This is a genomic window from Streptomyces sp. NBC_00271, from assembly GCF_036178845.1.
In the GTDB taxonomy this organism is placed as follows: Bacteria; Actinomycetota; Actinomycetes; order Streptomycetales; family Streptomycetaceae; genus Streptomyces.
Window position 1 is genome coordinate 8916292 of record NZ_CP108070.1, and the last position, 14543, is coordinate 8930834.

Sequence of the window (14543 nt, forward strand, 5' to 3'; positions counted from 1 at the left end):
GACACCAGAGCGCGGCGTGATGCAGGTCTCAGCGGCCATGTCGTCGCCGTACAGTCGCCAGTTCGAGGGCTTCTGCGTGCTGTGCGCCCACCTCCGGATCCCACCCGGTGTCGAGGGGTTCGGGTGGCCGGAGCCCAATGCGGGTCTTTCGGTGCACAGCGCTGATTTCGTGACGTTGATCGCCAACCCGGTCGTGCCCATGTCTTTCCTGCCTGCGGGGCTCGCAGGCAGGTCACATCGGCACAGTGTTGAGGCCTGTCACAAACGTGGCACGAGTGCGGTCCTAGTGGTGTGAAGGGCTGACTTCACCCCACCGACGCACATTTCAGACCGGTCGACACCGGAGTACCTCTGTGTCGGTCGCCGGTCTCTCCCCTGCCCACGGTGTGACAGAAAGGCTGCCATGAGTGATCCGTCCCGGCCCACTGAGTTCCCTGCGACGAGCGAGCTCGACCAGCTACCCGACTGGGACACCGAGGAGACCGCCGAATGGCAGGCATCACTCGACGCTGTCGTGCGGAACGCAGGGCCGGATCGGGCGGTCTACCTGCTGCGACGCATGCACGAGTACGCGGCCAGGTCCGGACTCGCTCTGCCAGGGCTCTTGTCCTCGGACTACATCAACACGATCCCGGCGTCCGCGCAGCCCGTCTTTCCCGGTGACGTCGCCATGGAGTCCAGGATCACCGCCGTGAACCGCTGGAACGCGGCAGCGATGGTGACACGCGGCTCCCGCCTGGGGCTCGGCGGCCACATAGCCACCTACGCTTCGGCGGCATGGCTGTACGAGGTCGGATTCAATCACTTCTTCAAGGGCAAGGACAGGGACGGCTCGGGCGATCAGTTGTACGTGCAGGGGCATGCCTCGCCCGGCATCTACGCCCGCGTGTTCCTGGAAGGGCGCCTCGACGAGAAGCAGTTGGACAGCTTCCGGCGCGAGGCCGGCGGCCACGGACTGCCGTCCTACCCCCACCCCCGCCGCCTGCCGTGGCTGTGGGAGTTTCCGACCGTTTCCATGGGACTTGGTCCGCTCGCCGCCATCTACCAGGCTCGGTTCAACCGCTACCTGCAGGCGCGCGGCATCAAGGACACATCCGGGTCCCGCGTATGGGCATTCCTCGGGGACGGGGAAATGGACGAGCCCGAAGCGATGGCCGCACTGGCGCTCGCCGCCCGCGAGGGGCTCGACAACCTCACCTTCGTCATCAACTGCAACCTCCAGCGCCTGGACGGCCCTGTGCGGTCGAATTCCAAGATCGTTCAGGAACTTGAGGGCCGGTTCCGAGGAGCGGGCTGGAACGTCGTGAAGTCCCTCTGGGGCGAGGCTTGGGACACCGTGCTGCGACAGGACACCACAGGGGCCCTCGTTCACCGCCTCGGCGAGGCACCCGACGCCCAGATGCAGACGTACGCCGCGCGGGACGCCGCCTACATACGCACGCATTTCTTCACCGGCGACGCGCTCTCCGGCATTGCCGCCCGGCTCAGCGATGCCCAGCTCACCGATCTGTTCGAGAACTCGCGCGGCGGGCACGAACCGCTCAAGGTCCATGCCGCCTATCGCGCCGCAGTCGAGCACCACGGAGCACCGACCGTCATCCTCGCCCAGACGGTGAAGGGGCACACGCTGGGCGCGGGCTTCGAGTCCCGCAACGCCAATCATCAGATGAAGAAGCTGACCATGGCGCAGTTCCGTGACATGCGGGACGTGCTTGAGCTTCCCATTCCCGACAGCGCGCTGAGCGGCGACCTGGTGCCGTACTGGCACCCCGGTGAGAATTCGGAAGAGGTGCAGTACCTGCGCGATCGGCGTACGGCTCTGGGAGGTCCCGCCCCGGTACGCAAGGTGGTCGTCAAGCCGATGCAGCAGCCCCTGGCCGCGCCTTTCGAGGCCCTGACGAAGGGCTTCGGCAAACAGGAGGTGGCCACCACCATGGCTTTTGTCCGGCTGGTCAAGGACCTGATGCGCGTCGAGGAGACGGGGCGGCGTTGGGTGCCGATCATCCCCGACGAGGCCCGCACGTTCGGCATGGAATCCCTGTTCCCGACAGCCGGCATCTACTCGCCGCACGGCCAGACCTACGAACCGGTCGACGCGGATCAGCTGCTCTACTACCGCGAAGCCAAGAACGGCCAGCTCATCGACGAGGGCATCACCGAGGCTGGTTCCATGGCCGAGTTCACCGCCGCGGCGACCTCGTACGCCACGCACGGCGAGCCCATGATCCCCTTCTACATGTTCTACTCCATGTTCGGTTTCCAGCGAACCGGTGACCAGTTCTGGGCCCTGGCAGACCAGATGGGGCGCGGGTTCGTCATCGGGGCGACGGCCGGTCGCACGACCATGACCGGCGAGGGACTTCAGCACGCCGACGGACACTCCCACCTGCTGGCATCCGCGAATCCGGCCGCTGTGAGCTACGACCCTGCCTTCGCGTACGAGATCGCGGTGGTCGTCAGGGAAGGGCTGCGACGGATGTATGGCGACCAGCCCGAAGATGTCTTCTACTACCTGACGGTCTACAACGAGCCCAAGCAGCAGCCGGCCATGCCAACCGGGCCGGAGGTCGAAGAGGGGATCCTGCGGGGCCTGTACCGGTTCCGGCAGGCGGAGCCACTCGGCGCGGGACCGCGGATCCAGTTGCTGGCTTCCGGCACGGCCATCCATTGGGTGCTGGAGGCCCAGGAACTGCTTGCGTCCCAGTGGGGAGTCCAGGCTGACGTGTGGTCGGTGACCTCCTGGACGGAGCTGCGCCGCGATGCCTTGGGTGCCGACAGGGCGCGGCTTCGGGGTGAGGAGCGCGTTCCGTACGTGACGGCTGCGCTGTCGGGCACTCCAGGGCCCGTTCTGGCGGTCAGTGACTGGATGCGGCAGGTGCCCGACCAGATCAGCCAGTGGGTAGAGCAGGACTACACGTCGCTGGGAACGGACGGCTTCGGGCTGTCGGACACCCGTGATGCCGTACGCCGCTATTTTCACGTCGACGCCGAGTCGATCGTCGTTGCCGCCCTGGACCAGTTGGCGCGGGCGGACGCTATCGCCCCGGAGACGGTTGTCCAGGCTCGCGATCGCTACGGCCGCCCGGGACGCCCTGCGATTGCATGAGCAGTAACCGAGAGCACGGTCAGCCGCCGACTGAACCAGGTCGGCGAGACAGCGCAGGTCGCGGAGCGTCTCCGGATCCGACGCCGACCATGCTGCCGCCCTGCAGCCGGAACCCAACATCCGACCTGGCGCTTTCCCTCTCGGACCGCTCACGCGCAGCGAGCGGCCCAGGACTGGGAGCAGCTAGGCCTGGGTCGGCCGGCCGAAGTGGACCTCGATGGTCGGGACGAGCCGCTCCGTGAGTTCCTCGAATTCAAGAGAGGCCAGCGGCTCCACCGCGAGGACATAGCGCAGTATGGCGAGGCCGACCAGGTTTGCGGATACCAGAGACGTGAACGTCGGTGTCCGCTCGGTCTCCTCGGAGGTGATCCGGCCCAAGTACGACACGAAGGCCGCCTCGAACTCGTTGCCGAACGTCTTGGCCGTCGCCTCGTCCGACAGCTGGCCCGGTAGACGGCGACGAGCGCCGGGCGGGTCGACTCGTCCTCCCAATGGGAGAGGAACGTCCGGGCAATCCGCTTCCCGCGGCTCAACCCCCGGACCTCCCTCTCCTCCTCCGTCTTCTCCGGCAGGGATTCGAAAAGGGCGGACATGTCGATCCGGGAGGAGAGGGCCTCTCGGAAGAGGCCGTCCTTGTTGCCGAAGAAGTGGTGGATCAGAGCTGGTCTCTGGTAGTGCTCTGTCCCGGGCGGCGGCCGGCGCCCCGTGAGGGCCGTTTCCCGCGGGCGCCCTTCATGGCGACCGGCCATCGACATCTGTCGCCACGGTTGCACCGTAGCGGTCACCGATGAGGGCGCCGGTGTTGGGGCTGCGGTCCAGGTAGTTGCGCTCATGGGACAGATGCGCCGTCGGGCTGCTGCAGTTGCGCGGCCCGGCGTGGGTGGCCGGGTTGGGCCGATGTACGGGGGATCTTCCCGGCGCGAAGGCCCCGAGGCCATTGGCCACGGCGGAACAACCGTCGGCGCTGAGGGAATGTCCAGGTGCCGACCCACTCGATCCGGCCGTTCGCGCTGGTGAGCTGATACACGTGCTGGGGAGAGCGATGGCACCGTTGCGGAATCCGCCGAGCACCATCAGCAGGAGCAGAGAGCGCAGCTGGGCGTGCAATGCGCCCATCCCGCTGGCGGCGATCTGGGGGCACACCTGGTGCGGCCGCGGCGCGGCCCTGCCGGGGTGGGCGGCCGTGCGGGCTTCGTCGAGAGCACCCACTGCCCTTCCGATGATCACGTCCGGGACCAATCTGCGCTGGTCCAGTGCCTACCGGGCACCGACATACGCCGCTCCGAGTACGCCACCGGCGCCCACCACCACGGCCACCCGGCGCGGACGGGAGCGTAAGCCCGTCGACGGGGGATCCCCGGGCGGGCGGCTCGACGAGGTTGGTCTTTGCGACGAGTAGACCCTCCGCCTTTCTGACCATGGCGTCGGATCGGAACGGATTCCCAAGTAGGACCGGGCGACCCTTAGGTCTGTGGCACCGGACGCGTCGGCGAAGCGTTGGGCCATGAAGCGGACCCGCGGACGGCAATCCAGAAATTACGGGGAAACACCAGGAGGAATCGACCTGTCAGAAAGAGGGAGCCGTCCGCGGCGATCGGCCCAGGGCTTGTTCGGCCCAGATGGTCTTGCCCGCTGAGGTGTAGCGGGTGCCCCAGCGCTGAGTGAGCTCGGCAACGAGGAACAGTCCCCGGCCGCCCTCGTCGCTGACCCGGGCCCGGCGCAGGTGAGGTGCGGTGCTGCTGCTGTCGGAGACCTCGCAGATGAGAGACCGCTCCTTGATCATCCGCAGGCGGATCGGTTCGGTGCCGTATCGGATCGCGTTGGTGACCAGCTCGCTGACCACCAGTTCCGTGGTGAACGAGGCTTCTTCCAGCCCCCACGTGGTGAGCCGCTCGTCCACCATTTTGCGTGTCTCCGCCACCGCGGCAGCGTCTGCGGGTACGTCCCACTCGGCGACCTGTTCCTTGCGGAGGAGGCGGGTGCGGGCGACGAGCAGGGCGATGTCGTCGGTCTGCGTCTCGGCGTGCATGGACTCCAGGACTGTGTCGCACAGCTCTTCCAGCGAGGGCACGGGCCGGGCCAGGGCGTCGCGCAACGCGTCGATTCGTTCATCGATGTCGTGGCCGCGGGTTTCGACGAGTCCGTCTGTGAACAAGGCCAGCAGGCTGCCCTCGGGAATCGTCAGTTCCGTCGCCTCGAACGGCAGGCTGCCCAGCCCGAGCGGAGGCCCGGCGGGCACGTCGACGACCTGCGTGGTGCCGTCCGGACACACCAGAACCGGGGGCGGATGACCTGCCCGGGCCAGCGTGCAGGTACCGGACACGGGGTCGTAGACGGCGTACAGACAGCTGGCGCCGATGTCGCCGGGGATCGCGTTGTAGTCGACGACACCGCCAGCGGACTCGTCGCCCATCTCTTCTGCCGGGTGGGTCACCATGTCGTCGAGGTGGGTGAGGAGTTCGTCGGGCTGCAGATCGATGTCCGCGAGAGTACGTACCGCCGTCCGGAGCCGGCCCATGGTGACGGAGGCGCCGATGCCGTGGCCGACGACGTCCCCGACGACCAGGCCGACGCGCGTACCGGGCAGGGGGATCACGTCGAACCAGTCCCCACCCGCCTCGGTGGCGCGGTCTGCGGGCAGGTAGCGAGTCGCGGTCTCCGCGCCCGGATGCATGATCGGGCCACGAGGCAGCAGGGTGCTCTGCAGGAACAGCGCGATGCCGCGTTCGCGGGTGAACCGGCGGGCATTGTCCAGGCAGATCGCAGCACGGGCGACCAAGTCCTCGGTGAGGGTCAGATCATCCGCGGTGAAAGCCTCATGCGAGGCGTCATGGCGGAGGAAAGTGGCAGCTCCGAGAGTTGTGCCTCGGGCTCGGATCGGCACCGTGATCAGCGAGTGCGCTGCACAGGCGCGCAGCTCTGCCGCTGTCGCGGGGGTGTCGGCGAACCAGCGGGTCCCCTGTGGATCGGTGACGTCGTGCAGTTCCGCCCTTCCGGTCGCCACGCACCTGCTGACCGGTGAGGTAGCCGGGTGCCACCGCGTCTCGCCCAGGGCGGGACATGCCCCTTCCGTGAAGAATGCAGGCCGTTGTGCGGCTCTTCGCAGCAGAACGGGGCCGGAGGGAACAGACGCGGGCAGATCACCGCCGAAGACCGCCTCGAACAGGTCGACGCTGACAACATCCGCGAAACGGGGCACGAGGAGCTCGGCGAGCTCGTCAGCCGTTCCCTCCAGTTCCAGGCTGGCGCCGATGCGTGTGCGGGCCTCGCCGAGCAGGGCCAGCCGCTCTCGTGACTCGTACTGCCGGGAGTAGTCGTCCGCGGACATCGCCACTGCGCGCACCCGGCCGACCGGGTCCTTGAGCGGGAAGTAGTCCACGGTCCAGGCGTGTGCCTTCGGTTCGCCGGGGACCTTGAGGAAGGCCTCTCTCTGTGCAGGGTCGCCCGTCGCGGCCACCCGCCGGATCCATCGGTCGTTCTCGATCAGTGAGGTATCCGGGATCAGGTCGCTGAGGTGCCGATCGCGGAGTTCCGCCTCGCGCAGACCGGTTGCCCGGGCCATCGTGTGGTTCTGCTTCAGGCTCCGGGCTTCGCAGTCGAATACCCCGAGGTGAGCTGGATGCTGCTCGAACACCCATCGCATCAATGTCTCGTCTCCGGGCTCCTGCGCACCCGCCCGAACCTCCGCAGCCACCCAGGGCTCCGCGGTCAGTAGAAACCCGCCCGGCAGGCCAGGGGCCACCAATGGCGACAAACACACCCGCGCCTCGACGGAGCGGCCGTCACGGTGCAACAGCGCTGCCCCGTCGGCGGTGAAGAGACGGGTGAGAGACGTGCCGATGACTTCTTCGGGTGCGTAACCCCACAGTGCCTGAGCAGCGCTGCTCCAGAGGAATATCTGGCCAGAAGGGTCCGAGACGGCGATGGCTGTGTCGACGTGTAGCCGTGCCGATCCTGGAGGCAGCGGACCCGGCCACGCGTGGGAGTGTGCCATGGTGCCTACCTGGTGTGCTGTGCCAGATGACCGCCGGATTGCTCTCGCCATCGGCTCTATTCACGATCGTTCCACGACCGCCTGCCGTCAAGACGAGGGGTCCAGCACCCGGGTCTGATCCCGCCCGCACAGGCGTTTGGGAACGCAGCGGAGGCGGGCACAGCCACATTTTGTTTCAAACGATACCGTATTGGATGAATGGATGGCTGGTAACGTGGAGCTGTGATTGACGACGCTCCTCACCCCTCGGTCGGCTCGCGTGCGACCGACCGTCCCGGGGACGCCTCGCCCTTCGCTCTCGGCCTGCTGCTGCGGCGGGCGCACTGGCGGGTGGCCGGGGTGATGACGGAGGCGCTCCGCCCGCTCGGTATCGAGCTGCGGCATTTCGCGGTGCTGCTTGTTCTGGTCGACCGGGGGCCCACGGTGCAGCGGGACCTGGGGCCGGCGACGGGGTCGGACAAGGCGGGGATCATGCGGGTCGTGGACGACCTGGAGCGCATGGGTCTGGCCGTGCGCAAGGCGGTTCCGGGGGACCGGCGGGTGCGGGCGGTGGAGATCACGCCTCGGGGTGTCGAGCTTTTCGATGCGGCGCACGTGGCGGCGGATCCGCTGGCCGAGCGCCTGGTTGCCGATCTGGGACCAGGTGAGCGCGAGCAGTTGACGGGACTGCTGACCCGGTTCGCCCATCCCGCGGAGGGCCAGGCGTAAGCCCGCCCGCGCGGGAGCCCAAGGCCTGACCGGTTCCGGACCCGTGCATCCCTTACGGCGAAGGCGGCCCTGAGGACTACGGCCACCCTTGCCATACGCCGAACCTGCTGCAGGCAGGACTTTGTCGCCATCGTTCCGAGGCGCACCCCCCACCGGCGGTCCGAACACCTGGCCAACCCGGAGTCGGGTCACTTCACCGTCTTTCGGGGGAGCACGCCGCCGTATCGGTCAGGGTGCAGACGACGCAGACTCCGTGTGACGTCCTATGTCGAGGCGCCACACGGTGTCCATTGCGGGGTGTTCTACGCGGCGAGGAGTTCCTTGGCCTTGGCGGCCGCCTCCTCCAAGGCACGCTTGTGGGAGGCCTCGTAGAGGGGGACCAGCTCGGACATGGCCGGATTGCGGGGGGCCATGGTGAGTTCCGGAACGATGAAGTGGAGGTCCAGGCCGAGGGTGTCCTTGAGGACGGTCTCCAGGTAGTTCTGCACGAAGTCGTAGCCCTCGCGCGGGGTGCCCGGCGCATAGGAGCCGCCGCGGCTGGCGACGACGATGGTCGGGGTGCCTTGGGCGGAGGGGGTCTCGCCCGCGGTGCGGCCGAGAAGGAGCACGCTGTCCAGCCACGCCTTGAGGGTCGACGGGATCGAGAAGTTGTACATGGGGGCGCCGATCAGGACGGCGTCCGCCTGCTCCAGCTCGTCGATGAGCTTCACGCGCGCGGCGAACGCGGCAGACTGCTCAGGGGTGCGCTCGGCGGGGGCGGTGTAACCAGCGGCCCAGGCGGCGGCGGTGATGTGCGGGACAGGATGGGCGGCGAGGTCGCGATAGATCACCGCGCCCTGAGGGTGCTGCTCCTCCCAGACCTTGCGGAAAGTCGTGGTGACGGAACGGGACGAGGAAGCCTCGCCGGGGAACACGGACGAGTCGATGTGCAGCAACGTGGCCATGGGCATTCTCCCAAGAGAGGATTGACGCTCGACGATAGTCAAACACGAGATGGTATTGAATGAGACTATCACGAGTGAGATGGATGCCTGGATCTGGCGAGGAGACGGGGGAGCGCGGACCTCTATGGAGTGACGCAGGATCCGTCAACGGGCACGGAGCAGCCAGATGGGACCGTCGGCAAACCGTCCTCGCTGTCCGACTCCTGGACACTGCTTCGCCTGACCCGGGCCACGAGCAGCGTGTCCGCAGCCGCTATGGCCTCGTGCACGTTTTGGGTTCCCATCGTGATGCACAGCGTGTAACTCACGTCCTCAAGCTCACGCGCACTTTCCCGCCCCTCGCCCTCGGCGAGCGCGATCTGCAGGGACGCGTAGCGGGTCAGCAGCCTTCTGACGACCTTCGGATCCGGAACAACGAGCACAGTCAGGTCCTCTCTCAACGTTTGAGGCACACCCACACCTCATGCCGACATCACGCTTGGCGACAACAGCGTTCGGTTGCTTTCGTGGGCCACGCCGTTGCCCTGAGTGAAGACCGGATGCTCCCACCTTCTGTGACGAGATTGGCTTCAACGCTCTATCGCCGTGGCCGTGTTGCACCGCCCTGGCTCGGCTGGTCCATCTGGTGGCGTACTTGCCGTCCTGATCGGCGCCCCCGTTCGAAGAGGGCTCCGGAGCGGATGAGGGCGACGAAGTGGGGTGCGTTGACGGCCCGCCACCGTCGCTGGGCGGATTCGACGAGCTTGAAGACCATGGACAGAGCCGCGATGGGGGAGTCGGTGCCGCGGTGCCCTTGGGTCGCAGCCCAAGGGCGGAGAGGGTCGACTCGACAGGGTTCGTGCTCCGCAGGCGGAGTCCAGTGTTCGGCGGGGAAGTCGTAGGACGTCGGCAGTTGGTCTTGGTCGTCGGTGATCTTCTTGAAGGCCTCGGGAACTTCGTGCCGCAGAGCTGGGTGAAGGTCTGGATCGCCGCCTTGCGTGCTGCTTGCCCTCGGCGTGGAAGCCATGCGGGACAGCTGATGTCACACGACGCGTGCACGCCCGGTCTAAGGATTGAGCCGAGGAATGGAGGAGGTGTGTCGTGTGCGAGGAATCTGACATGGACTGCTGGAGCCCCTTTGCCGGGCGCGGGGCTGCGTGTTGGCAACCTGCCGTCGACACGCAGGATTCTCTGAAGCCCTCGTGAAGGTTGACGGGATTAGTGTTTGCGGCCGTGTAGCGCCGTGCCTTGTGAGGGGGGAGGATGCCGTATGGACCAAGCTGACTCGGTGTCGGTCGCGGAGTTGCTCGATGAGCGTCGGCACCTGCTGGAAGTCACCTACTGGATGTTGGGCAACTCCAGTGAGGCGGAGAGCGTCGTGGGTGAGACCTACCGTCGGTGGTACGGGCTGTCCGAGGTGGAGCGTGGGGAAATCTCAACTCCCCGACACTGGCTCGCGAAGACGGCTGGCGGGATCTGTCTGGGCCTGCTTGCTCACCCTCGCCGGGGTGCGACCGGTCAGAGGGACCAGAGAGAGGAGCACCACACGACGACGGGAGACGCCGAGGAAGTTCAGGCGAGCCTGGCAAAGGAGGTCAGCCGGGTACTGCTGAACGCGCTGGACTCTCTGTCGCCGGCCGAGCGGGCGGCGTTCGTGCTCAATGACGTCTTCGGGATGACCTCCGGTACGGTAGCCGACATCGTGGGGCGCCCAGAGTCCGAGTGCGTAGGGCTCGCCGACCGTGCCCGCCACAGTATTCGGATGCAGCGCTCACACTCCACCCCGCCGGACGAGCACGATCTCCTCGCCCGCACCGTCCGCGAGGCCTGCGTGAACGAGGATGCCGAACTACTTGAGTCGTTGCTGCGTCCGGACGCCACGGCGTTCTTCGACGGCGGCGGCAAGGTCCGAGCACTGAGCAGGCCCGTGCACGGCAGCCGTCAGGTCGCTCACAGCCTGCTGGTACTCCTGGCCCGCCATCCTCGTACCACCCTGACCACCCACTCCGTCAACGGGCGTACCGGCCTCATCGTCCGCTACGACCACCAGGTCGCTGCCGTCATCAGCCTCGACATCGCCGAACACCATGTTGCACAGGTCTGGGTCGTCCTCAATCCCGACAAGCTACGCTCCTGGAACCGGCCCCCCACCTAGGGCGACCCCGGTTCGCACGGACCCCCGTCGCAGCGAGGCGATGACCGGCGCTGGTGGCTTCTGTGCGTTGCCGTGCGGCCCTGACCACCCTTGTACATGAGGTCCACGAACAGCTTCAGTTCGTGCAGGCCGCGAAGCAGGCGATTTCCCGCTGGTAGCCACCCTGGTCAGAGTCTCGAAGGGGTCTTACCGGCATCGTTGTACCGCCTGCTCGCTGAACAGATCGGTCTCGGTGCCCGCGGTGGAGGCCACCCTGGCGACCCATGCCGTGTGTCGTCGATGCCTTCGCACCGTTTCTCGATAGTGGATGTCGTTCCGGTGTCGCCTCCGCTCAGGCCCTTCGTGCTTGCACCGGCGCGTGGCTGGCCACGCTGCGAGCCTGAGGGTCCAGACGGGCTAGCGTGCGCCACCCACGGAGGCCGCCGGTGTCAGCAACCGTCGACGAACGTCACTGTCTCCTCAAGCGGCGCCCGGCCTATACGGGGTTCGCTTGCCGTGACGTCCTCGTGCCCGATCGACATGCCGCAGAAGAGGAGGAGCTCATCCGGGGGCGACAGGACCTCCGCGACGGTCTTGTGATATTTGGCCCAGGCCATCTGCGTGCAACTGTGCAGCCCTTCGGCGCGGAGCAGCAGCATGACGGACTGCAGGTATATGCCCACGTCGGACCACTGGGGTCGGCCCATGCAACGGTCGATGTAGCAGAACAGGGCGGCGGGTGCCCCGAAACAGTCCCAGTTCGCGGCAGCGGCCCTCTGTCGCGCCTCCAGGTCCGTGCGCGATATGCCGAGTGCGCCGTAGCGCTGCTCGCCGAAGGCGGAACGGCGTTCCTGATAGGGGCTTTTGAGCACAGGGGGGTACTGCTCGTACTCCGGCTCGTCCCAGGGGTCCCCTGCGGCTATGCGCTCGCCGGCGCGCTTCTTGAGCTCAGCCAGTGGTCGGCCGGTCAGCACGTAGGTGTGCCACGGCTGGAGGTTCGATCCGGACGGTGCCCAGGCCGCGCCGGACAGCACCCGCTCCAGCACCTCCCTCGGGACGGGACGGTCGGTGAATTCCCGCACAGCACGCCGACTCGCGACCGCTTCATAGACATTCATGATCGCCTGAACCCCTTTTCTGTTCGGCACATCTGGAATCGTTATGTTCGCAACGGTATCATCTAATACTATCTCGCGCGAGTGGTGCACCGCACTCGGGGAAGGGTTGCCGTCCAGGGGTGGTTCGCCGACGGCGCCTGCCGGCTTTCTGGGGGGAATGATCTTCGCGCCGGCCGACGGGGTGTGCTCCGTGCCGCGGGTTTGCTGCGGGTCGAGGTGTCGGCCTGGGTGCATTCGGCCCATTCGGCAATGCCGGGGCCCGATCCGAGGCGATCAGGAGCGCCTTGTCCAGCCTCTATTGGCGCTGCCGCGGTGTCCCCAACTCGGCCACTGCTTCACAGACTTTGCGTGCTGTCGGCTCCAGGGGCAGGCGGCCGGCCACCCCGAAGCCGTCCTGCGTGGCTGGCGCACTGGTGCGGTGGTGTGGTCCCCACCGGCGATGACGCCCCTGACCGTGCTGCCTGCAGCAGGGTCGGTGTGTGGCAAGGGTGGCCGTAGTCCTCAGGGCCGCCTTCGCCGTAAGGGATGCACGGGTCCGGAACCGGTCAGGCCTTGGGCTCCCGCGCGGGCGGGCTTACGCCTGGCCCTCCGCGGGATGGGCGAACCGGGTCAGCAGTCCCGTCAACTGCTCGCGCTCACCTGGTCCCAGATCGGCAACCAGGCGCTCGGCCAGCGGATCCGCCGCCACGTGCGCCGCATCGAAAAGCTCGACACCCCGAGGCGTGATCTCCACCGCCCGCACCCGCCGGTCCCCCGGAACCGCCTTGCGCACGGCCAGACCCATGCGCTCCAGGTCGTCCACGACCCGCATGATCCCCGCCTTGTCCGACCCCGTCGCCGGCCCCAGGTCCCGCTGCACCGTGGGCCCCCGGTCGACCAGAACAAGCAGCACCGCGAAATGCCGCAGCTCGATACCGAGCGGGCGGAGCGCCTCCGTCATCACCCCGGCCACCCGCCAGTGCGCCCGCCGCAGCAGCAGGGCGAGAGCGAAGGGCGAGGCGTCCCCGGGACGGTCGGTCGCACGCGAGCCGGCCGAGGGGGTGGCTCTGTCAGGAATGTGGGTGGTCACGAGGTCACATTACAGCCATATGTACATTCGATACGGTTTCACTTGAAACTGAGTGTGTGCCGCAGAAGGGTCTCTGCCAGGCGTCTGCCCTGGTCAGCAGGTCAGCTTCCGGTGTCTGTAAGGAGGCCGGGCATCAGCCGCGATCGCGATGTATGGAGGAATGTCGCCCGAAGATGACGCTTCCGGCGGCCTGGACGTCTGCCAGGCGGGGCTTTGGCGCGTTCGCGGTGTTTGACGATGCTGCCGCAGCAGGTGCCGAGGCAGGTGTCGGTGTGGGCGGTCGACGGCGCCCGGTAGTACCCATACCAGCCGTACGTGTCCTCGAACTGTCCGGTCAGGGCCTTGGTGAGGGCGGGCTTCTTCTTGACCAGGTTCCCTTGGGCGCGGTCGGCAAGGCTTCGCGGGTTGCCTTCGTCGGCGAGCACCGCGTCGAGAGTGGCGCGCCCGGTCGCACACAAGCCGGGCTCCCGCAGCGACACCGACACCCTCCCCAGGCGCAGTGTCGGTCATCACCACCTGCAACCGCGGAGATGAAGGCCGCCGTCATGAGCCGGGATTGGATCACTTGGCAGTGGGTCCTGCAGGCCCGACCCCCGCGAGGTGGGTCAGCCGCCGATGCGGACGGCAGACAGGGCGTTGAGGCGATCGGGCTCGGTCCCCGACGAGCGGATCATCCACCGGGCGGTCGTGGGGCGACCCGGCACTGTCGCTCGGCTGAACTGTCGCTTGGCTGATGCGCCGTGCCGCAGCCGTGGTCTGACCCGGGCCGTCCGCGCACAGTCACTTGACTGATGGATCAGATCTCAGCCGGCCCCAGGCTCGTGGTGACCCGATCTACCGGAACAGGTGAGGACCTTCCGAACCAGCCGTTGCCCAATTCACGGCTCTGTAGACGCCGATCAGTAGCCGTCGTGGCGGCAAGACGAGAGAGGACGGATCATGGGTGGGAAGGTCTTCGACACCGATGATGAGCCCGGGTGTGATCACAAAGGTCGCAGACGCCGGCAAGTTGGCAACGCAGAGTCGGACGTCTGGCCCGAGTCTGTGACAAGTCGGACGGTCGTGGCTCTTCTCGAAGAGGAGGTGCCTCTGCCGGTCATAACAGATCTCCGATATGACAGCGCAGAGCCATATTCAATAGTCATGGCATTTAATGCGGGCACCGATATGGTCATTGAGTGGGAACTTGGTCGCGAACTCCTGGATTCCGGCCGGCGGCGGCTTGATGGTTTCGGTGATATTCAAATTTGGCCCGCTGAAATCCGCGGTCATGGGTTGATTTACATGTCGTTCCGGTCGGGCTGGGAATCGTTTGTTGTGGCCGCATCGGCGGTAGTAATCGGCGAATTCCTAAAGCGCACCTTCGAGGTTGTGCCCCTTGGAGAGGAGAGAAGTTTTCTGGATGTCGAAAGTTTCGTCAGTCAGTTGTCGGATGAAACATGACGTCTTCGGGCTGGATCGAGTAATGTCCGGCTACTACTGGGACGCCTA

General features: G+C 66.8%; 11 protein-coding genes. 4 read left to right on the forward strand and 7 right to left on the reverse strand.

Annotation, left to right across the window (positions count from 1 at the left end; translation table 11 throughout):
- Positions 1–403 precede the first annotated feature (403 nt).
- Positions 404–3106 carry a pyruvate dehydrogenase (acetyl-transferring), homodimeric type gene (gene aceE / locus OG798_RS40260; RefSeq protein ID WP_328758617.1) on the forward strand — a complete coding sequence of 901 codons (2703 nt, stop codon included), beginning with the start codon at positions 404–406 and terminating at the stop codon, positions 3104–3106.
- Positions 3107–3289: 183 nt separating this feature from the next.
- On the opposite strand, the gene OG798_RS40265 is transcribed toward aceE, so the two are convergent.
- Both OG798_RS40265 and OG798_RS40270 read right to left on the reverse strand, forming a co-directional pair.
- The gene (locus tag OG798_RS40265; protein WP_267063185.1) at positions 3290–3598 is read right to left on the reverse strand and encodes a TetR/AcrR family transcriptional regulator; all 309 of its coding nucleotides are present in this window, start codon (positions 3596–3598) and stop codon (positions 3290–3292) included.
- Positions 3599–4673: 1075 nt separating this feature from the next.
- Positions 4674–7151 (reverse strand): SpoIIE family protein phosphatase, encoded by a 2478-nt coding sequence (locus OG798_RS40270; protein ID WP_443053982.1) that lies wholly within the window; start codon positions 7149–7151, stop codon positions 4674–4676.
- Positions 7152–7322: 171 nt separating this feature from the next.
- Between OG798_RS40270 and OG798_RS40275 the strand changes: the two genes are divergently transcribed.
- Entirely contained in the window at positions 7323–7808 is a 486-nt protein-coding gene (locus OG798_RS40275) for a MarR family winged helix-turn-helix transcriptional regulator (protein ID WP_328758619.1), read from the forward strand.
- A gap of 302 nt (positions 7809–8110) precedes the next feature.
- On the opposite strand, the gene OG798_RS40280 is transcribed toward OG798_RS40275, so the two are convergent.
- Both OG798_RS40280 and OG798_RS40285 read right to left on the reverse strand, forming a co-directional pair.
- Positions 8111–8752: an FMN-dependent NADH-azoreductase gene (locus OG798_RS40280; RefSeq protein ID WP_267063187.1), complete on the reverse strand. Its 642-nt coding sequence runs from the start codon at positions 8750–8752 to the stop codon at positions 8111–8113.
- 122 nt (positions 8753–8874) lie between these two features.
- A complete protein-coding gene (locus tag OG798_RS40285) occupies positions 8875–9210 on the reverse strand; it encodes a DUF5133 domain-containing protein (protein ID WP_323138758.1) in 336 nt (111 codons plus the stop codon).
- 791 nt (positions 9211–10001) lie between these two features.
- On the opposite strand from OG798_RS40285, the gene OG798_RS40290 reads away from it, so the two are divergent.
- Entirely contained in the window at positions 10002–10886 is an 885-nt protein-coding gene (locus tag OG798_RS40290) for a sigma factor-like helix-turn-helix DNA-binding protein (protein WP_328758620.1), read from the forward strand.
- A 428-nt stretch (positions 10887–11314) separates the two neighbouring features.
- Here the strand turns inward: OG798_RS40290 and OG798_RS40295 are convergent, their stop codons facing one another.
- From OG798_RS40295 to OG798_RS40305, 3 genes are all read right to left on the reverse strand, one after another.
- Entirely contained in the window at positions 11315–11983 is a 669-nt protein-coding gene (locus OG798_RS40295) for a nitroreductase (protein ID WP_267063190.1), read from the reverse strand.
- Between the two features lie 574 nt (positions 11984–12557).
- Entirely contained in the window at positions 12558–13052 is a 495-nt protein-coding gene (locus OG798_RS40300) for a MarR family winged helix-turn-helix transcriptional regulator (RefSeq protein ID WP_328758621.1), read from the reverse strand.
- 101 nt (positions 13053–13153) lie between these two features.
- On the reverse strand, positions 13154–13531 hold the full coding sequence (locus OG798_RS40305) for a hypothetical protein (protein ID WP_328758622.1): 378 nt from the start codon (positions 13529–13531) through the stop codon (positions 13154–13156).
- Positions 13532–14114: 583 nt separating this feature from the next.
- Here OG798_RS40305 and OG798_RS40310 point away from each other — a divergent pair.
- Positions 14115–14495: an SsgA family sporulation/cell division regulator gene (locus OG798_RS40310; RefSeq protein WP_328758623.1), complete on the forward strand. Its 381-nt coding sequence runs from the start codon at positions 14115–14117 to the stop codon at positions 14493–14495.
- The last annotated feature ends 48 nt before the right edge of the window (positions 14496–14543 follow it).